The organism is Halomonas sp. 3H (assembly GCF_024206005.1).
GTDB classification, from domain to species: domain Bacteria; phylum Pseudomonadota; class Gammaproteobacteria; order Pseudomonadales; family Halomonadaceae; genus Halomonas; species Halomonas campaniensis.
In genome coordinates, this window is the sequence record NZ_CP100360.1 from 670,659 (window position 1) to 693,750 (window position 23,092).

Genomic DNA, 23,092 nt, shown 5'->3' on the forward strand with positions numbered 1-23,092 from the left:
GGTCGCATTCGGCCCCGGGAAACGCTGCTAATCCCTTGTGTTGCGGTGCAATGCGACTAAATTGAAAAACATTTCCATTCTATCTTGAATTGGCAGGGAAGGGCGTTTACGGTATCTTCGTCGCCATCAAGGCAGCTAGATCGCTTCGTCTAGTAAAACTACTACATTACCCCGACATGCGGCGTGCATGGCTCTCCCCGCGAGAGACCCACCAGCCCCCTGCGTTGCGGGGCGCACGACACCCCCCATCGTCATTCGGAGAGACGTCTATGAGTCTGGAGGCAAGAGAGGATCTCGATCCGGTCGAAACCACGGAGTGGCTGGAATCCCTGGAATCGGTCGTGGATCGCGAGGGCGAGGAACGCGCCCGGTACCTGCTGACCCGCCTGGCAGATCGCCTGCGCCGCGACGGGACACAGGCGCCCTTCTCGGTGACCACCCCGCATCGCAACACCATTCCGGTGCATCGCGAGGCGCCGATGCCGGGGGATCTCTTCATGGAGCGTCGGATCCGCTCCCTGATCCGCTACAACGCCATTGCCCAGGTGATCCGCAACAACCGCGCCAACCCGGGCCTCGGCGGTCACATCGCCAGCTTCATGTCGGCGGCAACCCTCTACGATGTGGGCTTCAACCACTTCTTCCGTGCACCCAACGGCGACTTCGAGGGTGACCTGGTCTACATCCAGGGCCACGTGGCCCCGGGCGTCTACGCCCGCGCCTACCTGGAGGGCCGCCTGACCGAGGAGCAGATGGACAAGTACCGCCAGGAGGTGGATGGCGACGGTCTCTCGTCCTATCCGCACCCCTGGCTGATGCCGGACTTCTGGCAGTTCCCCACCGTCTCCATGGGTCTCGGCCCCATCCAGGCCATCTACCAGGCCCACGTGATGAAGTACCTTCACTCCCGTGAGATGAAGGACATGCAGGATCGCCGGGTCTGGTGCTTCATGGGCGACGGCGAGTGCGACGAGCCGGAGTCCCTGGGGGCCATCCACCTGGCGAGCCGCGAGAAGCTCGACAACCTGATCTTCGTCATCAACTGCAACCTGCAGCGCCTCGACGGTCCGGTGCGTGGCAACGGCCGCATCATGGACGAGCTCGAGGGGGTCTTCCGCGGCGCCGGCTGGAACGTGCTCAAGGTGGTCTGGGGCCGCCTGTGGGATCCGCTCTTCGAGAAGGACAAGAAGGGCGTGCTGCAGAAGATCATGGACGAGTCTGTCGACGGCGAGTACCAGAACTACAAGGCCAACGACGGCGCCTATACCCGCAAGCACTTCTTCGGGAAGTACCCGGAGACCGCCGAGATGGTCAAGGACATGTCCGACGAGGACATCTGGAAGCTCAATCGCGGCGGGCACGACCCGTTCAAGGTCTATGCGGCCTACCACCAGGCGGTGAACAACGCCAACGGCCGTCCCACCGTGGTGCTGGCGCATACCGTCAAGGGCTACGGCATGGGCAGCGGCGACGGCGAGGCGGCCAACGAGGCCCACCAGGTCAAGAGCATGGAGTACGAGGCGCTGCGCAAGTTCCGCGACCGTTTCGGCATTCCGCTGACCGACGAGCAGCTCAAGGAGGTGCCCTACTACAAGCCGGAAGACGACTCCCCCGAGCTCAAGTACATGCACCTGCAGCGCGAGCGGCTGGGCGGCTACCTGCCCCAGCGCCGCAGCGACTTCGAGGCCCTGCCGATCCCATCCCTGGAGGACAAGACCTTTGCCTCCCAGACCGGTGGCTCCAAGGGCCGCGAGGTCTCCACCACCATGGCCTTCGTGCGCATCCTCAACGGCCTGGTGAAGGACAAGCAGATCGGCAAGCAGGTGGTGCCCATCGTGCCCGACGAGGCACGCACCTTCGGCATGGAGGGGATGTTCCGCCAGCTCGGCATCTACACCTCCGAAGGCCAGAAGTACGAGCCCGTCGACAAGGGCCAGATCATGTTCTACCGCGAGGACAAGCAGGGCCAGATCCTCGAGGAGGGCATCTCCGAGGCCGGCGCCATGTCCGCATGGATGGCCGCGGCCACCTCGTACAGCAACCACAATCTGCCGCTGCTGCCGTTCTACATCTACTACTCGATGTTCGGCTTCCAGCGCATCGGTGACCTGGCCTGGGCGGCCGGTGACCTGCAGGCGCGGGGCTTCCTGGTGGGCGGTACCGCCGGGCGCACCACCCTCAACGGCGAGGGCCTGCAGCACCAGGATGGCCACAGCCACCTGCAGGCCTCCACCATCCCCAACTGCCGCAGCTACGACCCCACCTATGCCCACGAGGTCGCGGTGATCGTCCAGGACGGCCTGAAGCGGATGTTCGCCGACAAGGAGAACTGCTTCTACTACCTGACGGTGATGAACGAGAACTACGAGCATCCGGAGCTGGAGACCATCCCGGCCGAGGACATCGTCAAGGGCATGTACCTGCTGCGCGAGACCGAGGGCAAGAAGGGCCGGGTCCAGCTGCTGGGCTGCGGCACCATCCTGCGCGAGGTCGAGGCCGCCGCCGAGATGCTGGCCGAGGAGTGGGGCATCGGCGCGGATATCTGGAGCGTCACCAGCTTCAACGAGCTGCGTCGCGAAGCACTGGCCCTGGATCGCGCCGCCTTCCTGGATCCCGAGGCCGAACCGGCCAAACCGCACGTCACCCGTTGCCTCGAGGGGCGCGAGGGCCCGGCCATCGCCTCCACCGACTACATGCGCCTGTTCGCGGATCAGGTCAGGGCCTGGGTGCCGACCGACTACCACGTGCTGGGTACCGACGGCTTCGGCCGCTCCGACACCCGCGAGAAGCTGCGCCACTTCTTCGAGGTCGACCGCCACTTCGTCACCGTGGCGGCGCTCAAGGCACTGGCCGAGCGTGGCGAGCTGGATCGCAAGGTGGTCGGCGAGGCGCTGAAGAAGTACGGCATCGACCCGGCCAAGCCCAACCCGCTGACCGACTGATCCGGTGATCGGCGGGCCCCGGGCCCGCCGGTTCCAGGCACGATTTGGAAGGAGCGCGACCTTGAGTAGCGAAATCATCAAAGTTCCCGACATCGGCGGTAGCGAGGATGTCGAAATCATCGAGATCGCGGTATCCGAAGGCGATGTGATCGAGGCCGAGGATACCCTGATCACGCTGGAGTCCGACAAGGCCAGCATGGACGTGCCGTCGCCGAAGGGCGGCAAGGTCGTCAAGGTGCTGGTGAAGGAGGGCGATACCGTCTCCGAGGGCGACGATATCGTCGAGCTGGCGGTCGAGGGCGGCGGCGATGCCGAGCCGGCGGCCGATCAGGCCGAGGAGAAGGCCGAGCCGGCTCCCCAGAAAGCGCCCGAGCCCGCCGAGAAGCCCGCGGCCAAGGCCGGCGGCGGTGGCAAGCGCACCGTGGAGATCAAGGTACCCGACCTGGGTGGCTCCGACGACGTGGAGATCATCGAGGTGGCAGTGGCCGAGGGCGACGAGGTGGCCGCCGAGGACACGCTGATCACCCTGGAGTCCGACAAGGCCTCCATGGACGTGCCGAGCCCCCACGCCGGCAAGCTGGTGTCCCTGACCGTGAAGGAGGGTGATACCGTCTCCGAGGGTGATGTCATCGGCACCATGGAGGTCGATGATGGCGGTGCCGGCGAGGATGCCGACGAGGCCCCGGCCGCCACCGAACCCGAGCCCCGGGCTGCCGAGCCGGAGCCCGAGGAGGAGGCGGCCTCCGGCGAGCCGGAGCGCCGCGAGATCCGCGTGCCGGACCTCTCCGGCTCCAGTGACGTGCCGATCATCGAGATCGCCGTGGCCGCCGGCGACGAGGTGAACGAGGAAGACCCGCTGATCACCCTGGAGTCCGACAAGGCCTCCATGGACGTGCCGAGCCCCTTCAAGGGCAAGCTGCTCGAGCTCACCGTCAAGGAGGGTGATACCGTCTCCGAGGGTGACCTGATCGGCTATATCGAAGTGGCCGGCGCGGCCAGGCCGAAGGCAGCGGACAAGCCGTCCGAGTCGAAGGCGCAGGCAACGAAGTCGGAGGCATCCAAGACCGACACGCCGGCCCCGACCCCGGCGGGCACGCCCAGCCCGGAGGCCGAGATGGCGGCCCACAAGCCACGCGACGGCAAGCTGGTCCACGCTGGTCCGGCGGTGCGCATGCTGGCCCGCGAGCTGGGCGTCGACCTGGGGCTGGTGCGGCCCAGCGGGCCGAAGGAGCGGGTCCTCAAGGAGGACGTCCACGCCTACGTCAAGCAGGTGATGGCCAGCCAGGGCAAGGCCCAGGCGTCGGCCGGCGCGCCGGCGGCGGGCGGCTCCGGCATTCCGCCGATCCCGGACCAGGACTTCAGCCAGTTCGGCGAGGTGGAAGAGAAGCCCATGGGGCGCCTGATGAAGATGGGCGCCACCAACCTGCACCGCAGCTGGGTCAACCTGCCCCACGTCACCCAGTTCGACGAGGCGGACATCACCGAGCTCGAGGCCTTCCGCAAGTCCATGAAGGCCGAGGCGGAGGCCCAGGGCGCCAAGCTGACGCCGCTGCCCTTCCTGATCAAGGCCTGTGCCTATGCCCTGCGCCAGTACCCGCAGTTCAACGTCAGCCTGAAGGCCGATGGCGAGACCGTGGTGTGGAAGAAGTACGTCCACATCGGGCTCGCGGTGGACACCCCGGACGGCCTGATGGTGCCGGTGATCCGCGACGCCGACAGGAAGTCGCTGATCGACATCGCCAAGGAGTCCGTGGAGCTGGCCAAGAAGGCCCAGTCGAAGAAGCTCAAGCGCGAGGAAATGACCGGCGGTTGCTTCACCATCTCGAGCCTGGGCTCCATCGGCGGCACCGCCTTCACGCCCATCGTCAACGCCCCGGAGGTGGCCATCCTTGGCGTCTCCAAGGCCTCGATGAAGCCGGTGTGGGACGGCAAGGCGTTCGAGCCGCGGCTGATGATGCCGCTGTCGCTCTCCTACGACCACCGGGCGGTCAACGGGGCCGATGCGGCGCGCTTCACCGCGCTGCTGGCCCAGCTGCTCACCGACATCCGTCGCCTGCTGCTGTAACCGCGGGTGAGGGAGCGACGACGGCGCCTTCCGGCGCCGTCGTCGTTTGACGGCCACGCACTGCCAGACCAAAGTGTTATTCGGCCCGGAGCATGTTGATATCCCGGCCTTTTTCGGGCGTTTCGGGGCCCTGGCGGGGCGGGCGGCGCTTGTGCGGTGGCAGTCCCGCGGTTATCGTTCCCCTCCAACCATTTCTCCACTTGTGACAATCACTTATTTTTCGAGGACACGAACATGCGTTTGATCCTGTTGGGCGCCCCGGGTGCCGGCAAGGGCACCCAGGCCCAGTTCATCTGCGAACGCTTCAACATCCCGCAGATCTCCACCGGCGACATGCTGCGTGCCGCCGTCAAGGAGGGGAGTGAACTGGGGGTCAAGGTCAAGGAGATCATGACCAGCGGTGGCCTGGTGTCCGACGACATCATCATCGCCCTGGTCAAGGAGCGCATCGCCCAGCCGGACTGCGAGAACGGCTTCCTGTTCGATGGCTTCCCGCGCACCATCCCCCAGGCCGATGCCATGAAGGAGGCGGGCGTCAAGCTCGACCACGTGCTGGAGATCGCCGTGGAGGACGAGGAGATCGTCAAGCGCCTGGCCGGCCGCCGCGTGCACCCGGGTTCCGGTCGCGTCTACCACGTCGAGTACAATCCGCCGAAGGAAGAGGGCAAGGACGACGTGACCGGCGAGGCGCTGATCCAGCGCGATGACGACCGCGAGTCCACCGTGCGCAACCGCCTGGCCGTCTACCACGAGCAGACCGCGCCGCTGGTCGACTACTACCAGGCCTGGGCGGAGCAGGACCCGGACGCGGCGCCGGCCTACCACCGCGTGGAAGGCGTCGGCAGCGTCGACGAGATCACCGCGCAGGTGCTCAAGGCCCTGGAGGGCTGATACCAGGCACCATGCCGGTTGGTTGCGGGGCGCCGGGGAAAGGTCTGGAGGGGGTCCTACGCCAGGGGTGAGGAGCACTGCTCCGAACGGGCTGGCCATGGATGGCCAGCACCGGACCTGCAAGCGGAGCGGGACGCGAGAGCGAAGCAGGGCGTCGGTAACGCCCAGGGAGGGGTTCACAGCGCCCCCGAACAGGCCTTTCGCCGGAACAGCCCCGCACCCAGACGTTCGGAAAGGTGTTATCGCCATTAGATGGCCCGCTTTTGCGGGCCATCGTCGTTTTTGGCCCCGGCGCGTATAATGCTGCCACTTTTCTCCCCTGCGATGGTGCTGCCATGTCGATCCTGCTGGCCCTGGATGCCTCCTCGAGCGCCTGTTCGGCCGCCCTGCTGCGCCGCCGCCCGGGCGCCGATGACGAACTGCTCTCCCGCTTCGAGATGACCCCCCGCGAGCATACCCGGCGGCTGCTGCCCATGGTCGACGAGGTGCTGGCCGAGGCCGGCGTGCGCCCGGCGGAGATCGACGCCGTGGCCTATGGCCATGGCCCCGGCTCCTTCACCGGCCTGCGAATCGCCGCCGGGGCCGCCCAGGGGCTGGCCTATGGCCTCGACCGGCCGCTGCTCGGCGTCTCCACCCTGGCGGCCCTGGCGCTGGGTGCCCATCGGCGCCACCACTTCCGCTGGCTGGTCACCGCCCTGGATGCGCGCATGGGCGAGGTCTACGTGGCCGCCTGGCAGTGCCGCGACGGCCTGCCTGAGCCGCTCCTCGAGGAGGCCGTGATGCCGCCCGAGCGGCTGCGCCTGCCGGCCGGCCACGACGACCATGACTGGGTCGGCGTGGGGTCCGGCTGGGGGCTCTGGGAGCAGATGCCCGTCGAGGTGCAGGCGGGCCTCGGCCAGCGCCTGCCCGAGGTGGAGGCGGATGCCGCCGACATGGCGCTGCTGGCCATGCATGACCTGGAAGCCGGCCGGGGGCGGCCGGCCCATCTGGTCCAGCCGGTCTACCTGCGCAACGAGGTGGCCTGGAAGAAGGCGCGATGAGCGAGCGATCGCCGGTGGCGGTCCACGGCCCGGCCCTGGCCGCCCTGGCCGAGCGCCTGGGGTTGCCCTTCGAGGCCGAGGCCGAGCTGATCCTCGAACGGTGCGAGGGTCGCCTGGTGCTGGCCGGCGACGAGAAGCGCTACGGACACCCCCTGGCGGTGGAGTTCGCCTCCGGCCGCGCCGCCCACCGCCGGCGCTTCGGTGGCGGCCGTGGCCAGCTGGTCGCCCGCGCCTGCGGGCTCGGCCAGGGGGTGACGCCCTCGGTGGTGGATGCCACGGCAGGCCTGGGCCGGGATGCCTTCGTGCTGGCCGGCCTGGGCGCCGAGGTGCTGCTGGTGGAGCGGGTGGCGGCGATCTTCGCGCTGCTCGAGGACGGCCTGGCCCGTGCCCTGAGGGACGCCGAGACGGCCGAGATCGCCCGTCGCATGCGGCTGCAGCATGGCGATGCCTGTCGCGAGCTCGACACGCTGGTGGCTGCATCGGGGGTGGTGCCCCAGGTGGTCCACCTGGACCCGATGTTTCCCCACCGCGACAAGTCGGCGCTGGTCAAGAAGGAGATGCGCCTGTTCCGCACCCTGGCCGGCGACGACGCCGACGCCCCGCGGCTGCTCGAGGCCGCGCTGGACGTGGCGACCCACCGCGTGGTGGTCAAGCGGCCGAGGAAGGCGCCGCCCATCGAGGGGCCGACGCCGCGACACGCCATCGAGGGCAAGACCAGCCGCTACGACCTCTATGTGCATCGCGCGCTGAAGGCGAGCTGATCAGCCCCGCCGGGTGACCAGCTGCAGGCGGTGGCGCAGGGCCGGGTCGAACAGCCGGTGCGACTGCAGGGCCGCCTCGTGCAGCCGGTCGTCGAAGGCCAGGCGCCCCGCCTCCTGCCAGAGCCACCCCTCCCGCTCCAGGCTCTCCACCAGGCTGATGAACAGCCGGGTATCGAAGAACTCCGGGGCGTCCAGCCCCGATAGCAGGGCCAGTCGCTCGGCCAGCTGCCGGCTCTGGCTTGCCAGCTCATCGGCGGTGAGGCGGCCCGGCCCGGCATCCAGCAGCACGCTGAGCAGCAGGTAGCCCCGCTCCAGCGAGGGCTGCATCAGCTGGCCGAGCAGGTCGAGGCACTCGCCGGCCTCCAGCGGCTCGTCCCTCCGACGCCAGCACTCCCCCTCGCGCTCCAGCAGGCCCAGGTCGCCCAGCACCGCGAGCATCTCGGCCAGGCCCGCCTGCAGCGAGGCCGGCGGCGCCACCATCAGCTCCCGGGTCAGGATCGGCCAGGCCAGCGCCAGCAGAGTCTCCAGCGCCTCCGGGTGGTGGCTGGCCTGGTGGCGGAAGGCGAAGGCGGTGAGGCCCGCCAGGGCGAACAGGTGCAGCACGTTGTTGCGGTACCAGCCGAGCAGGGCGGCCCGGGCGGCATCGGCGACGATGATGTCGCCGAGCGGGTGGGCACGGCGCTCGACCATGCCGAGACCCACCGCCTGGTCGATCCAGCCGGCCGGCTCGCCCTCGGGCAGGCTGGCATGGGCCCCGCCGGGGAGCCGCCGCTGCAGCTCGGCGAGCAGGGCCAGCTGGCGCTCCAGCAGGCTGGCCTCGATGGCGTGGTGGGGCGTGGCCAGCAGGACCAGCGCCACCAGGTTGACCGGGTTGAGGGCCGCCGCCGCGTTGATGCGCCGACTCAGGGTCTCGCCGAGCCGAGGCACCAGGTCGCCGAGCCACTCGGGGCGCTCCTCGCGGCCGTGTCGCCAGCGGGGGCCCACGCTCTCGTCCAGGTAGTCGGCCAGCACCAGGGGCTCGCCGACGTTGACCGCGACCCGGCCGAAGGGCTGGCGCAGCTGGCCGAGCACCCGCAGCAGCGCCAGCGGGCTCTCCTTGCGCTTCCTGCCGCCGCGCAGCTCGCGCTGGTAGCTGGCGTTCTCGATGATCCGCTCGTAGCCGATGTAGACCGGCACGAAGGCCAGCGGCCGCCGGGTGCCGCCGGCGGCGCTGCGCAGGAAGGAGCGCAGGGTCATGGCCAGCATCCCGGGGCGTGCCGGCAGCATGCGCCCGCTGCGCGAACGGCCTCCCTCGATGAAGTACTCCAGCGGGTGGCCCCGCGAGATCAGGCGGTGCAGGTACTCGTTGAACACCGTGGCGTAGAGGCGGTTGTCGCGGAAGCTGCGGCGCAGGAAGAAGGCGCCGCCGCGACGCAGCAGCGGACCGATCAGCGGCATGTCCAGGTTGCGCCCGGCGGCGATGTGCGGCGGCATGAGGCCGTCGCGATAGAGCACGTAGGAGAGCAGCAGGTAATCGATGTGGCTGCGATGGCAGGGTACGTAGACGAGGGTGTGGTCGCCGGCCAGGGCCTTGACCCGCTCAAGCCCGCGCACCTCGACGCCGTCGTAGAGACGATTCCACAGCCGGCGCAGCAGGCCGTCCATGAAGCGCAGCACCGGGTAGGTCATGTTCGAGGCGATCTCCCGCCCGTAGCGCAGCGCGCGGCGCTCCAGCCGCGCGGGGGAGGGCCGGCCGTCGGCGGCGAGTTCGCCGATCACCCGGCGCACCTCGGGGCTGGCGGCCACCCCCTCGATCAGGGTGCGGCGGTGGGAGAGGTCGGGGCCGAGCACGCGGGTGCGCAGACGGCGGAAATGGACCCGCAGCAGGCGGGCCGCCTTGCGGTTGGTCTGGGCGCTGTCGGGCGCCCCGTCGGCCTCCGCCAGGAGGTCGCCGAGGCGCAGCGGGGCGCCGAAGTGGATCTCCACGCTCTTGCCGTTGACCAGCACGGACAGCGCCCGGCGCAGCCGGCCGGTGAGCCGCCAGCTGTCGGCGGAGAGCATCTTCCAGAAGCCGAAGCGCTTGCCCGGTGCCCGGCCCCAGAAGATGCTCACGGGGACCAGCTGGACCTCGCCATCGAGGCCCCGGCCGCGCTGTTCGATCAGCGCCCGGAAGGGGGCCTGGGGCCGGGTGGCCCGTCGCCAGGGACGCCGGCGGGGGACGGGCAGGGCGAGGCAGGCAGGCAGCGTCAGCGAGCCGACGGTGCGGCGCCCCCCGGCGGGCGGCAGGCCGTGGGCGCGGGTCAGGGACGCCAGCAGCAGGGTGTCGCTGAGCGCAGGCCGCGGCAGCACGTAGAGCACCGGCAGCTCGGGATCCAGATCGAGGGCGTCGGGGGGCGGCTCGACCAGGCGGGTCTCTACCCAGGCGGCGAGCAGGCGCTCCATCGGCGCGCGCAGCGGGGCCATCAGGACCCGGGAGACCAGCGTCAGCGAGTGCGGGAAGGCCATCCGTTTGCCCCGGCGTAGGAAAGGTCAGGAAAAGCCCAGTATAGTCATCGGGACGCGGCCGGTCAGGCAATGGACTGACCGGTTCCAGGCGAGGCGCGAGACAGGGATGCGGCCATGCACGGCATGTGGAGAGACGGCAATCACTTCCAGCTTCTGCCCGAGGCGGCCTGCTTCCTGCCGGCGATGTTCGAGGCCCTCGAGCAGGCGCGGGAGTCGGTGCTGATCGAGCTCTACCTGATGGAGTCGGGCCGACTCTCGGCCGCCCTGGTCGCCTCGCTGGTGAGGGCGGCGGAGCGTGGCGTGACGGTGATGCTGATGCTCGACGGCTACGGCGCCATGGGCCTCTCGGGCGCCGAGCGGGCCCGCCTCGAGGCGGGCGGCGTGGCGCTGCGCTTCTTCAACCCCCTGGGCTTCCACTCCCTGGCGCGCAACCTGACCCGTGACCACCGCAAGCTGGTGGTGGTGGACGGCAAGCTGGCCTTCACCGGTGGCTTCGGGGCGGTGGACGAGTTTCTGGACGCCTGGTACGAGGTGGCGGTGCGCATCGAGGGGCCGGTGGTGGCCGACTGGGTGCGCCTGTTCTGCCGCCTCTGGGACTCCCCCCTGACCCGCGGCAGCGGCCGGCCGTCGCTGGTGCACGACCTGGGGACGCGGCTGGAGACCCGGGAGGGCTATCGCGGGATGCGCGGGCGGGTGGTGTGGGGCCAGGGCTACCGCTACCAGGCGATCCGCCACTCCCTGCATCAGCGGGTCTCCGCGGCGCGGGGTCGCATCTGGATCTGCACCCCCTACTTCGTGCCCACCTTCGGCCTGCGCCTGCGGCTGGCCAGGGCCGCCCGCCGCGGCGTGGACGTGCGGCTGCTGCTGCCCGGCGAGCAGCACGACCACCCGGGGGTGCGCTATGCCGGCCAGCGCTTCTATGGTCGCCTGCTACGCGCCGGGGTGCGCATCCACGAGTTTCAGCCCATCTTCATCCACGCCAAGTTCTCGCTGGTCGACGACTGGGCCAGCATCGGCTCCTGCAACTTCGACCACTGGAGCCTGCACTGGAACCTGGAGGCCAACCAGGAGGTCGACGACCCCCGGTTCGCCGCGGAGGTCGCCGAGCTGTTCGAGCGCAACTTCGCCGCGAGCGACGAGATCCAGCGCGAGGCCTGGGCCCGACGCCCGCGCTGGCAGCGCCTCAAGGAGTGGCTCTACGGCAGCCTGGACGGGATACTGACACGGTTACGGTAAACGCCCAGCGCTCGGTGCCAGGCGCTTACCGCCGCCCCTTGCCTCGCCCGGCGGGCTTCTTCCGGCGCGGGGTCGGCTTGGGGCTCTCTGGCGGGACGCGATAGTGCAGGTAGAGGTCCAGCACCAGTTCGGGCAGCTGGCGAACCAGCGCCTCGAGTCGCGTAGTGTCGGCGGTGAACTCGGCCATGTCGGGCTCCTCGTCGAACAGGCCCGAGAGCGCCATGAAGGGCAGCAGCAGGGTGGCGGCGGCCTCCTCGTCCTCCTCGAACCAGGCCGCCTCGTCGAGGAAGACCCCCTCCATGAAGCCGGCGCACCAGTCGCCGATCGGGGTCTCCTCCGCCGGCAGGCCGTCCAGGGTCAGCTCGAAGGGCAGCTCCGGCAGCAGGCCCTGTTCCAGGGCGACGATCGCGTTGCGGCGCAGCCGCTCGAGCAGGCCGAGGATGGCCTCGCGCTCGGCGTCGTCGGCGAAGGCGGGTTCGCCCTGGAAGAGCTCGGCGACCCAGGCGGCGGGCGCCACGTCGCTGGGCGCCACGGCCAGTGCCACCATGAAGGCGTGGGTGCCGATCAGGTCCAGGGCATCCTCCCCCACTTTCTCGGACGCCAGGAAGTCGTCGAGGCGGTCGAGCTCGTCGTCATCGAGCAGGGGTTCGGGGGGCGGGATATCGGACATCGGATTCTCTCGGGGTGAAGGAACTCAACGGGGACGGGCGCGCCGGCGAAGGTCCGGCCCGCGTCGGGCCTGGCGGGGGTTGTCGCCCGAGGCACCAGGCGCCATTCTAGCATCCCATGGACCGTCCCGCGCTGCCCCACCCCGACCCCGCCTGGCTGGCCGCCCTCGATCACGAGGCGCTGCTGGCGGCCCTCCATGCGCGGGTCGAGGCGGCCTGGCGACTGTGTCGCGAGGTCCACCCGCACCTGCCGCGGCCGCAGGTGTGGTGCGACCTGCGCGGCAAGTGCGCAGGGCAGGCGCACTTCGGGCGCGGTGGGCTACGCTTCAACCCGGTGCTCTATGCCGAGAACCGTCTCGCGTTCCTGGTCGAGGTGGTGCCCCACGAGATGGCCCACTGGCTGGTTCACCACCTCGAGGATGGCCACCTGGCCCGCGCCCATGGCCGGGAGTGGCAGACGGTGATGCGGCGGCTGTTCGGCCTGGTGCCGAGCACCACCCATCGGTTCGACACGGCCAGGGCGAGCCCGGCCCCGCACCGCTACGCCTGCGCCTGCCGCGAGCACGCCTTCACCGAGCGCCGCCATGGGCTGGCCCGGCGGGGGCGCGGCTACCGCTGTCGGCACTGCGCTCAGACCTTGGTCTATCTTGGCCGATCGGCGTTTGAAAATGGTGTTTAAGTCTTTGTTATAAAAAAGGAATTTGATCATACCAATGTCTAAAGGGAAGTCGCCCCGGGCGGGAGTATGCTGGGGCCACCTTCCAATGGTGTCGGTCGGCGCACACACAACGCCAATGGCATGCCGGCCGGCTTCACTCATCTGACGGGGCCACCCCAAGGACAGAGGCAACTCCATGAGCGATCAGCAGAACGTCTACCCGGTGAGCGACGACATCGCCGCCAAGGCCTGGGCCGACAAGGAAAAGTACCAGGCCATGTACCAGCAGTCCGTGGACGACCCTGACGCCTTCTGGGGCGAGCAGGCCAAGCGCATCGACTGGTTCAAGGCGCCGACCCGGATCAAGCACACCTCCTATGATCCCCACAACGTGGATATCCGCTGGTTCGAGGACGGCACCCTCAATGCCAGCGTCAACTGCCTCGACCGCCACCTGGAGACCCGCGGCGACCAGACCGCGATCATCTGGGAGGGCGATGACCCCAACGATTCCAAGCACATCACCTACCGCGAGCTGCATGCCCAGACCTGCCAGCTGGCCAATGCCCTGAAGGAGCTGGGGATCGGCAAGGGTGACGTGGTGACCCTCTACATGCCGATGATCCCCGAGGCCGCCGTGGCCATGCTGGCCTGTGCCCGCATCGGCGCCGTCCACTCGGTGGTGTTCGGCGGCTTCTCCCCCGACGCCGTGGCCCAGCGGGTGGTCGGTGCCCAGTCCAAGCTGGTGATCACCGCCGACGAGTCCGTGCGCGGCGGCAAGCACGTGCCGCTGAAGGACAACGTCGACGCGGCCCTGACCCGCGACGGCACCGAGGTGTGCCAGAACGTGCTGGTGGTCAAGCGCACCGGCGGCGAGATCGAGTGGAAGGAAGGGCGTGACGTCTGGTACGGCGACCTGGTCGAGAAGCAGTCCACCGACTGTGCGGCCGAGGAGATGAACGCCGAGGATCCGCTGTTCATCCTCTACACCTCCGGCTCCACCGGGGCGCCCAAGGGCCTCAAGCACACCACCGGTGGCTATATGGTCTATGCCAGCCTGACCCACCAGTACGTCTTCGACTACCAGGACGGCGAGGTCTACTGGTGCACCGCCGACGTGGGCTGGGTCACCGGCCACAGCTACATCGTCTATGGCCCGCTGGCCAACGGCGCCACCACCCTGATGTTCGAGGGCGTGCCGAGCTATCCGAGCCATGGCCGCATGGGCGAGGTCGTCGACAAGCACAAGGTCAACATCCTCTATACCGCGCCCACCGCCATCCGTGCGCTGATGGCCCACGGCGAGAACGTCATGGACTCCAGCCAGCGCGACAGCCTGCGCATCCTGGGGTCGGTGGGCGAGCCCATCAACCCCGAGGCCTGGGAGTGGTTCTACCGGGTGATCGGCAACTCCAAGTGCCCCATCGTGGACACCTGGTGGCAGACCGAGACCGGTGGCATCATGATCGCGCCGCTGCCCGGTGCCACGCCGCTCAAGCCGGGCTCCGCCACCCTGCCGTTCTTCGGCGTGCAGCCGGCGCTCTACGACAGCGAGGGCAAGGAGCTCAAGGGTGCCGTGGATGGCAACCTGGTGCTCACCGACTCCTGGCCGGGCCAGGCGCGGTCGATCTGGGGCGACCACGAGCGCTTCGTCCAGACCTACTTCTCCACCTACCAGGGTGTCTACTTCACCGGTGACGGCTGCCGCCGCGACGAGGACGGCTACTACTGGATCACCGGCCGCGTCGACGACGTGCTCAACGTCTCCGGCCACCGCATGGGCACCGCCGAGATCGAGTCCTCGCTGGTGGCCCACGAATCCGTGGCCGAGGCCGCCGTGGTGGGCTTCCCCCACGACATCAAGGGCCAGGGCATCTACATCTACGTGACCCTGACCGAAGGCGTGGAGCCCACCGACGAGCTCAAGAAGGAGCTCACCCAGTGGGTGCGCAAGGACATCGGCCCGATCGCCTCGCCGGACGTCATCCAGTGGGCCCCGGGCCTGCCCAAGACCCGTTCCGGCAAGATCATGCGCCGTATCCTGCGCAAGATCGCCGCCAACGAGTGCGATGGCCTGGGCGATACCAGCACCCTGGCGGATCCCTCGGTGGTCGACGAGCTGATCGAGCATCGCGCCAACCGCTGAGTGTCCCGATCGTCCCGCGGCAGGCGGCCCCGTCTGCCGCCACGACACCCTCCCAAGCCGGCCCCTCGGGCCGGCTTCTTGCTGGGTGCGGGACACGTTGTCGACAATGTTCGCGGGATGCTTGGGAATCGCCTCCGGCATGGGGTAACATGCGTGACAATAACTGAAAGCCCAGCGTGGCGGCCGTCGGCCCGCTGCTCGAGGAACCGGAGGAGAATCCATGGCCTTTGCCCAGAAATTCATCGTCGCCGATGACCATCCGCTGTTCCGTGCAGCCCTGACCCAGGCGCTACGACAGCTGGCGCCCCAGGCCGAGATCGTCGAGTCCGACACCATGGAGGCCACCGCGGAGGTGGTGACCCGCCACCCGGATGCCGACCTGATCCTGCTCGACCTGCACATGCCGGGCGCCCACGGCTTCTCCGGCCTGATCCAGCTGCGCGGCCAGACCCCCGACATTCCGGTGGCCGTGGTCTCTGGGAGCGACGAGCCCCATGTGGTGCGTCGCGCCATCGACTACGGTGCCTCGGGCTTCATCCCCAAGTCCTCCTCGCTGCAGCTGATCGCCGAGGCGGTGGGGGAGATCCTCGACGGCGAGGTGTGGCTCCCCGCGGAGCTCGCCGGCGTGATGGGCGAGGCCGACGAGGAGGAGACCAAGTTCGCCGAGGCGATCGCCTCCTTGACCCCGCAGCAGTTCCGCGTGCTCAACATGCTCACCGAGGGGCTGCTCAACAAGCAGATCGCCTACGAGCTGAGCGTCTCCGAGGCGACCATCAAGGCTCACGTCACCGCCATCCTGCGCAAGCTGGGCGTGCACTCGCGCACCCAGGCGGTGATCGCCGCCCAGAAGCTCGAGGTGGAGCCGCCGAAGGTGGAGTCCTGACGCCACGCACCGTGCGACAAGCGCCAAGGCGCAAGCTACAAGGAAGCGCGAAACCCACCGTCTGGTGGGTTTCTTGCGTTAAGGATTCACGCTTTTGTGGCTTGTGGCTGTCACTACTGCGCCGCGCGGCTAGCCTGCAGGGTGCGGGTCAGCAGGGCGCGCAGGGCGGCGGGGCGCACCGGCTTGAGCAGCAGCTGGTAGCCGGCGCGCTTGACCTCCTCGGCCACCTCCTCGGTGCGGTCGGCGGTGATGACGATGCCGGGTACCGCGCCCTGGAGCCGCTCGGACAGGGCCTCCAGGGCCATCAGGCCGGTGACCTCGTTGTCCAGATGGTAGTCGGCCAGGATCGCGTCGGGGTCGCCATCCAGGTGGCGAAGCACCGACTTGGCGCCGCCGATGGTGGTGGCGGTGAAGACCTCGCAGCCCCAGCCCGACAGCATCGCCTTCATGCCCTCGAGGATCAGCGTCTCGTTGTCGATGCACAGCACGCGGATGCCGGCGAGCTTGTTGCCGGTGCGCCGCGGCGAGGCGGCCTCCTCGGCCTGCTGCGCCTCGCTGCGCGCCTCGACCATCGGCACGCTGACCGAGAACATGGTGCCGAAGCCCTCACGGGAGCGGACCTGAATGGGGTGGTCGAGCACGCGACTCATGCGGTCGGCGATGGACAGGCCCAGCCCCAGCCCCTTCTCGCTCTCCTTGTGGCGCGATGCCTGGTCGAGACGGCGGAACTCCTGGAAGATCTCCGCCTGCTTCGACTCGGGGATGCCGGGGCCCGAGTCCCACACCTGGATGGCCAGCCGGTCTCCCTGGCGGCGGCAGCCCAGCAGCACGCGGCCCTCCTGGGTGTAGCGGATAGCGTTCGACAGGAAGTTCTGGATGATCCGCCGCAGCATCTGGGCGTCGCTGTCGACCCAGGCGCGGGTGGGGACGACCTCCAGGTCGAGCCCGCGATCCTCGGCCATCACCTCGAACTCGGCCCGCAGCGGCGTGATGATATCCGCCAGGGCGAAGTGGCTGCGACGCGGGGTCAGGGCGCCGGCGTCCAGCTTCGAGATGTCGAGCAGGGTGCCCAGCAGCTCCTCGGCGGCCTGCAGCGAGTTGTCGATATGGCCGATGGTGCGCTTCATGTCGGCGGCCTCCATCTCCTGGGAGAGCGCCGAGGTGAACAGCCGGGCGGCGTTGAGCGGCTGCAGCAGGTCGTGGCTGGCGGCGGCCAGGAAACGGGTCTTGGAGGCATTGGCGTCCTCGGCCAGCTGCTTGGCCTGGCGTAGCGCCTGCTCGGCCTCGGCGCGCACCCGGTTCTCCTGGCGCAGGGCGGCGTTGGCCTCGGAGAGCGCCTGGGTGCGCTCGCGGACGCGCTCCTCCAGGGTCTCATTGGTCTCCTTGAGGGCGATCTCTGCCAGACGCCGCTCGGTGATGTCCTGGTAGAGGGCGAAGAAGCCAAGGATCGCCCCGCTGTCGCCGAAGTGGGGGGTGTAGGTCACCAGCATGTAGCGCCGCCCCTCGGGCAGCTTCAGCGAGACCTCGAAGCTGACCCGCTCGCCGGCCAGCGCCCGCTCGATCCACGGCTGGCGCTCCTCGGCCATCTGCGGCGAGACGACGTCCTCCACCCGCTTGCCGATCACCGCGTTGCGGTCGATGCCGAAGGCCTGCTCGTAGGCGCGGTTGGTGAAGAGGTAGCGGCACTCCTTGTCGAAGTAGGCGATCAGCGCCGGCACGTTGTCGGTGTAGATGCGGATGTTGTTCTCGGAGCGGATCAGCGCCTCCTCGATCCGCTTCTGCTGGGTGATGTCCTGGTAGGTGTAGACGAAGCCCCCGCCCGGCATGGGGTTGCCCTGCACCTCCAGCACGCTGCCGTCCTGGCGGTAGCGCACGTAGCGGTGGGGCTGGCCCTCGCGGATGTTGTCGAGCAGCAGGCGCACGTGCTCCTCGGGGTCGCCGGGGCCGTACTCGCCGTTGTGGGCGTTATAGCGGAAGATGCGGTCGACCGGCGCGCCGACCCGGATCAGGTGGTCGGGAAAGCGGAACAGCTCCAGGTAGCGCTGGTTCCATACCACCAGGCGCAGGTTCTGGTCGACCACGCTGATGCCCTGGTTGATGTTCTCGATGGTGGCCTGCAGCAGGGCGCGGTTGAACTCCAGCACCTGGGAGGCCTCGTCGACGATGGAGATCACGTCGGAGATGCCGATGCCGCGGCCCTGCAGCGCCGAGTTGACCACGATGCGCGCCGAGGAGGCGCCCAGCACCGAGGCGAGGAAGCGCTCGGTGAACTGGATCACGTCGATGGAGGCGCGGGTGCCGTCCTCCAGCGGCGTGCCGCTGCGCCTGGCGTAGTCGTCGAAGGCGCGGCTCACCTGGCTCGCCCCCAGGAAGCGCTCGCACAGCACCTTGAGGTCGCCCACCGTGGTGGCGCCGGTCCAGGGGCGGTTCACCGAGGTCTGGCGGGTCTCGACGCTGTCGACGAACAGCGAGGCCTGGATGCGCTCTACCACCCGCTGGGAGGTGACCTGGGAGACGAAGATGTAGCAGAACAGGTTCACCCCCAGCGAGAGCATCACGCCGTGGGTGAAGCTGTCGCCGACGTTGAGGCCGAACAGCGAGGTGGGCGCCAGCCAGGCCAGTCCCAGCGGGCCACCGTCGAGCCAGTGACCGGGCAGCACGCCGGCGGAGATCATCGCCGGCATCAGCAGGCTGTAGGCCCAGATGGCGAAGCCGGCGTTCATGCCGACGATCACCCCCAGGCGATTGCCACGCTTCCAGTAGAGCCCGCCGATCAGCGCAGGCGCGAACTGGGCGGCGGCGGCGAAGGAGAGCATGCCGATGGAGGCCAGCGAGGTGAACTCGCCGATCAGCTGGTAGAAGCCGTAGGCCATGGCCAGCACCGCGGCGATGGTGATCCGCCGCGCGCGCAGCACCAGGCGGCCGTAGTCGCGGGCCTTGGTGTCGAACCAGCGCAGGCGGAACAGCGCCGGGATGACGATCTCATTGGAGATCATGATCGACACCGCCACCGCGGCGACGATCACCATGCCGGTGGCCGCCGAGAAGCCACCGATGAAGGTGAGCAGGGTCAGCCATTCGTTGCCCGCCGCCATGGGCAGCGCCAGCACGTAGGTGTCCGGCTCGATGCCGCTGTCGGCGAACAGGGTCAGGCCGGCGGCGGCCAGCGGCAGCACGAAGAAGGCGAAGGCCGCCAGGTAGAGCGGGAACAGCCAGCGCGCCTTGGCGGCGTCGTCGCGGTGGGTGTTCTCCACCACCGCCACGTGGAACTGGCGCGGCAGGCAGAGGATCGCCAGCATCGCCAGCAGGGTCTGGGCCCAGAAGCTCTGGCCGAAGTCCTGCTGGGCCAGCTGGCGCTGCAGCTCCAGCTGGACCTCCGCCTGGGCGAAGAGCTCGCCCAGGCCATCGAACATGCCCCAGGTGACATAGGCCCCGAGCACCAGGAAGGCGACCAGCTTGACCAGCGACTCGAAGGCCACGGCGTGGATCAGTCCCTCGTGGTGCTCCGTGGCGTCGGTGTGGCGGGTGCCGAAGAGGATCGCGAAGGCCGCCATCACCACCGCCACGTAGAAGGCGGTGTCGGCGAACAGCGGGGTATGGGTGGGGTCCCCGGCGGCGGTCAGCACGCTGAAGGAGGTGGCCACCGCCTTCAGCTGCAGGGCGATGTAGGGGAGGGTGCCGATCAGTGCCACCAGGCTGGCGAAGGCGGCCAGGGACTGGGCCTTGCCGTAGCGGGAGGCGATGAAGTCGGCGATGGAGGTGACGTTCTGGTGCTTGGCCACCCGGATCATCTTGGCCAGCACCGGCCAGAACAGCAGGAAGGTGAGGATCGGGCCGACATAGATGCTGGCGAAGGACCAGCCGCCGGTGGCGGCCTGGCCCACCGCGCCGTAGAAGGTCCAGGAGGTGCAGTAGATGGCCAGCGCCAGGCTGTAGATGATCGGGCGTCGTCGGCTGGCCCCGTGCTGGCGGGCGTGGCGGTCACCGCGCCAGGCGATGGCGAACAGCACGGCGATGTAGATCAGCGATATGGCAACCAGCAGCCAGCCTGCGAACATGCGCTCTCTCCCCTCGGTGTGCGCCTATTCTAGGGCAATGCGCCGATGCTGGGCAGCGGCACTCACGCCTGACCGCAGACCGCCAGGTAGAGCGGGGCGTCCTCGGCCAGACGGCGCATGTCTTCGGTTCGGGGGCGGCGCGCCTCGCCCTCCAGCGGCAGGGTCTCGCGGGTGGTGCAGTTCATCAGCCAGGTCTGGTGGGTGACCCGGTCCTGGACCTGCTTCTCGAAGTGGTAGAGCAGGAACTCGACGCGCCGTTCGCCGTCCTGCTCCTGGACCGCCATGCTCTGCTCGTCGACCACGCTGAAGGCGGTGGCCATGGGGAAGAGGTAGGTCCAGGGGCGCCAGAACATGGCGTCGTGCTCGACCTGCACCACCTGGGCGGTGTCGGGCAGCAGCTGGCGCTTGTGCTCGTACCAGGAGTACTCGACGTTGATCTGGTAGCCGAGCATGCCCAGGCCGCCGAATACCGGGACGATCCAGCGGGGCAGCCGCTTGCCGCTCAACAAGCGCAGCAGCATGCCGATGCCGGCGGCGCCGAGGCCGGCGAAGATCGCCGCGATCAAGTGCCAAATCATAGGTCTGTTCCTGAAAGCAATCGGGCTTCCCTGGGGAAGCCCGATCGGTAAGGGTTGACTGGCCCGGCGCGCGCCGGGCCAGGGGCCATTATGGCTCAGTGGTCGACGGCAGTGCCAGCACCCTTGGGATAGCGGACGCTCTCCACCAGGTCCTGGATCTCCTGCGGGGGCTCCTCGGTCATGCTGGAGACGGCGAAGGCCACGGCGAAGTTGAAGATCGCGCCCACCGCACCGAACGACAGCGGGGAGATGCCCAGGATCCAGTTGTCCGGGGTGTTGGGCAGCATGTTGGTGCCCGGTACGAAGAACCAGCCCAGGTAGGTGAAGATGTAGAGCAGGGTGGCGATGAGACCGGTCAGCATACCGGCGACCGCACCCACGTTGTTCACCCGCTTGGAGAAGATCCCCATCATCAGCGCCGGGAACAGCGAGGCGCCGGCGATACCGAAGGCCAGAGCCACCGTCTGGGCGGCGAAGCCCGGCGGGTTGAGGCCCAGGTAGGTGGCCAGCAGGATGGCGCCGGCCATGGAGATCCGCGCCGCCAGCATCTCGCCCTTCTCAGTGATGTTGGGGTTGATCATGGTCTTGATCAGGTCGTGGCTGATGGCCGAGGAGATGGCCAGCAGCAGGCCTGCCGCGGTGGAGAGGGCCGCCGCGATGCCGCCGGCGGCGATCAGGCCGATGACCCAGCCCGGCAGGTTGGCGATCTCGGGGTTGGCCAGTACCAGGATGTCGTTGTTGACCGACAGCTCGCTGCCTTCCCAGCCGCGTGACTCGGCGGTCTCGGCGAAGTTCGGGTCGGCATCGTTGTAGAACTGGATGCGCCCGTCGTTGTTGAGATCGTTGAAGGTGATCAGGCCGGTCTCCTCCCAGGTGCGCACCCAGTCAGGCCGCTCCTCGTAGAGGATCGGGTTGGCCGTGGCCGCCTCGTAGTCCTCGACCTGGCCGGACATCTCCGGATAGACGGTGGTCATCAGGTTGAGGCGTGCCATGGAGCCCACGGCCGGTGCGGTCAGGTAGAGCAGGGCGATGAACACCAGGGCCCAGCCGGCGGACCAGCGTGCGTCGGCCACCTTCGGCACGGTGAAGAAGCGGATGATGACGTGGGGCAGGCCCGCGGTACCGACCATCAGCGACAGGGTGAACAGCACCATGTTGAGCTTGTTGTCCACGTCGGCGGTGTAGTCCCGGAAGCCCAGGGCACTGACCACTTCGTCGAGCTTGGCCAGCAGCGGCAGGCCGGACTCGGAGTGGGTGCTGAACATGCCGAACATCGGGATCGGGTTGCCGGTCAGCTGCATGGCGATGAACACCGCCGGGATGGTGTAGGCGATGATCAGCACGATGTACTGGGCCACCTGGGTGTAGGTGATGCCCTTCATGCCGCCGAATACCGCATAGAGGAACACGATGAAGGCCGCGATCCAGATGCCCCAGGTGTTGGAGACCTCGAGGAAGCGCGAGAAGGCCACGCCGGCGCCGGTCATCTGGCCGATGACGTAGGTCACGGAGGCCACGATCAGGCAGATGACGGCCACCAGGCGCGCCGCCTTGCTGTAGAAGCGGTCACCGATGAAGTCGGGCACCGTGAACTTGCCGAACTTGCGCAGGTAGGGCGCCAGCAGCATGGCCAGGATGACGTAGCCGCCGGTCCAGCCCATCAGGAAGGTGGAGTTGGCATAGCCCCCGGAGGCGAGCAGGCCCGCCATGGAGATGAAGGAGGCCGCAGACATCCAGTCGGCGGCGGTGGCCATGCCGTTGGTCACGGGATGGACGCCGCCACCGGCCACATAGAAGTCCTTGGTCGAGCCCGCTCGGGCCCAGATCGCGATGCCGATGTAGAGCGCAAAGGAGGCGCCCACGAACAGCAGGTTGATGGCAAATTGACTCATGCTGGCTTACTCCCCCAGACCGAATTTCTGATCCAGCTTGTTCATCTTCCAGGCGTAGAAGAAGATCAGGCCGATGAAGGTCAGGATGGAGCCCTGCTGGGCGAACCAGAAGCCCAGGTCGGTGCCCCCGACCGGAATGCCGGACAGCAGCGGCCGGAACAGGATGGCGCATCCGTACGAGACGAAGGCCCAGACGATCAGACAGCCCGTTATCAGGCGGACGTTCGCCTTCCAGTAGTCGGCGGAGTCGATTTTCTCTTCTGCCATTGTCGTGTTCTCCACTTGTTCTTGAGATAGGGAACTTGCGCGGTCGGTTGAGGTGGCCCAGCAGGGCAATCGCACGTCGACAGTGACGGCAGCCGCCGGTACCTGTCGGGCGATGCTCCCCGGCGAGGGAGAGTCATCGTGGCCGGAGGCCGAGTGTCATGTCGCTGCCGGCCGGCCATCGGATAGCATTGTTGTCGTGCGATTGCCCTGCATGATGCACGGTGAATAGTGGGCAATGACTGCCGAAAATAAATCCCAGACTTTCGTATCATGAGAGAAAAGCGATTTAGCCGATTTCATTAAAATCCTTTATAATCAATGAAAAGGGTGATTGTTTCTGCCGGATTACAGGCGCCCATGTAGGCCGGCTAGGACGATGGTATAGGCCGCTGCCCATAGGACGTTCGTCTAGGTCATGGCCGGGTTGGACCATGGTCTAACGGGGAGGAGGGGGAGACGATCGTCTAGCTTTTGGGGAGAAAGGCGTTGTTGCTATCCTGCCAGTAGACGACCGAAGATCGGT

15 protein-coding genes are annotated in these 23,092 nt (G+C 68.3%); 9 read left to right on the plus strand and 6 right to left on the minus strand.

Features of this window, described 5'->3' with window-relative positions; translation table 11 throughout:
* The first annotated feature begins 269 nt into the window (after positions 1–269).
* The 5 genes from aceE (at position 270) to NFC98_RS03270 (ending at position 7,699) form a co-directional block, all read left to right on the plus strand.
* Positions 270–2,942, plus strand: a complete 2,673-nt coding sequence (gene aceE / locus NFC98_RS03250; protein ID WP_254276733.1) for a pyruvate dehydrogenase (acetyl-transferring), homodimeric type — start codon at positions 270–272, stop codon at positions 2,940–2,942.
* Between the two features lie 61 nt (positions 2,943–3,003).
* Positions 3,004–5,007 (plus strand): dihydrolipoyllysine-residue acetyltransferase, encoded by a 2,004-nt coding sequence (aceF, locus tag NFC98_RS03255; RefSeq protein WP_254276734.1) that lies wholly within the window; start codon positions 3,004–3,006, stop codon positions 5,005–5,007.
* 234 nt (positions 5,008–5,241) lie between these two features.
* Positions 5,242–5,898 carry an adenylate kinase gene (gene adk / locus NFC98_RS03260; RefSeq protein WP_254276735.1) on the plus strand — a complete coding sequence of 219 codons (657 nt, stop codon included), beginning with the start codon at positions 5,242–5,244 and terminating at the stop codon, positions 5,896–5,898.
* 335 nt (positions 5,899–6,233) lie between these two features.
* Positions 6,234–6,938: a tRNA (adenosine(37)-N6)-threonylcarbamoyltransferase complex dimerization subunit type 1 TsaB gene (tsaB, locus tag NFC98_RS03265; protein WP_254276736.1), complete on the plus strand. Its 705-nt coding sequence runs from the start codon at positions 6,234–6,236 to the stop codon at positions 6,936–6,938.
* Positions 6,935–7,699: a class I SAM-dependent methyltransferase gene (locus tag NFC98_RS03270; protein ID WP_254276737.1), complete on the plus strand. Its 765-nt coding sequence runs from the start codon at positions 6,935–6,937 to the stop codon at positions 7,697–7,699. The genes tsaB and NFC98_RS03270 overlap by 4 nt, the downstream gene beginning before the upstream one ends.
* Here NFC98_RS03270 and plsB read toward each other — a convergent pair whose 3' ends face one another.
* Positions 7,700–10,183, minus strand: a complete 2,484-nt coding sequence (plsB, locus tag NFC98_RS03275) for a glycerol-3-phosphate 1-O-acyltransferase PlsB (protein ID WP_254276738.1) — start codon at positions 10,181–10,183, stop codon at positions 7,700–7,702.
* Positions 10,184–10,297: 114 nt separating this feature from the next.
* On the opposite strand from plsB, the gene NFC98_RS03280 reads away from it, so the two are divergent.
* Positions 10,298–11,419, plus strand: coding sequence for a phosphatidylserine/phosphatidylglycerophosphate/cardiolipin synthase family protein (locus NFC98_RS03280; RefSeq protein ID WP_254276739.1), 1,122 nt, complete (start codon positions 10,298–10,300; stop codon positions 11,417–11,419).
* A gap of 25 nt (positions 11,420–11,444) precedes the next feature.
* Here NFC98_RS03280 and NFC98_RS03285 read toward each other — a convergent pair whose 3' ends face one another.
* The gene (locus NFC98_RS03285) at positions 11,445–12,089 is read right to left on the minus strand and encodes a YecA family protein (protein WP_254276740.1); all 645 of its coding nucleotides are present in this window, start codon (positions 12,087–12,089) and stop codon (positions 11,445–11,447) included.
* A 116-nt stretch (positions 12,090–12,205) separates the two neighbouring features.
* On the opposite strand from NFC98_RS03285, the gene NFC98_RS03290 reads away from it, so the two are divergent.
* From NFC98_RS03290 to NFC98_RS03300, 3 genes are all read left to right on the plus strand, one after another.
* On the plus strand, positions 12,206–12,766 hold the full coding sequence (locus tag NFC98_RS03290; RefSeq protein WP_254276741.1) for a SprT-like domain-containing protein: 561 nt from the start codon (positions 12,206–12,208) through the stop codon (positions 12,764–12,766).
* A gap of 175 nt (positions 12,767–12,941) precedes the next feature.
* A complete protein-coding gene (acs, locus tag NFC98_RS03295; protein WP_254276742.1) occupies positions 12,942–14,891 on the plus strand; it encodes an acetate--CoA ligase in 1,950 nt (649 codons plus the stop codon).
* Positions 14,892–15,111: 220 nt separating this feature from the next.
* A complete protein-coding gene (locus NFC98_RS03300) occupies positions 15,112–15,774 on the plus strand; it encodes a response regulator transcription factor (protein ID WP_183330347.1) in 663 nt (220 codons plus the stop codon).
* A 113-nt stretch (positions 15,775–15,887) separates the two neighbouring features.
* Here NFC98_RS03300 and NFC98_RS03305 read toward each other — a convergent pair whose 3' ends face one another.
* The 4 genes from NFC98_RS03305 to NFC98_RS03320 form a co-directional block, all read right to left on the minus strand.
* On the minus strand, positions 15,888–19,832 hold the full coding sequence (locus NFC98_RS03305) for a NahK/ErcS family hybrid sensor histidine kinase/response regulator (protein WP_254276743.1): 3,945 nt from the start codon (positions 19,830–19,832) through the stop codon (positions 15,888–15,890).
* A 62-nt stretch (positions 19,833–19,894) separates the two neighbouring features.
* Positions 19,895–20,410, minus strand: coding sequence for a hypothetical protein (locus NFC98_RS03310; protein ID WP_254276744.1), 516 nt, complete (start codon positions 20,408–20,410; stop codon positions 19,895–19,897).
* 95 nt (positions 20,411–20,505) lie between these two features.
* Entirely contained in the window at positions 20,506–22,302 is a 1,797-nt protein-coding gene (locus NFC98_RS03315; protein ID WP_254276745.1) for a sodium:solute symporter family protein, read from the minus strand.
* Between the two features lie 6 nt (positions 22,303–22,308).
* The gene (locus NFC98_RS03320) at positions 22,309–22,569 is read right to left on the minus strand and encodes a DUF4212 domain-containing protein (protein WP_183330344.1); all 261 of its coding nucleotides are present in this window, start codon (positions 22,567–22,569) and stop codon (positions 22,309–22,311) included.
* Positions 22,570–23,092: the final 523 nt, after the last annotated feature.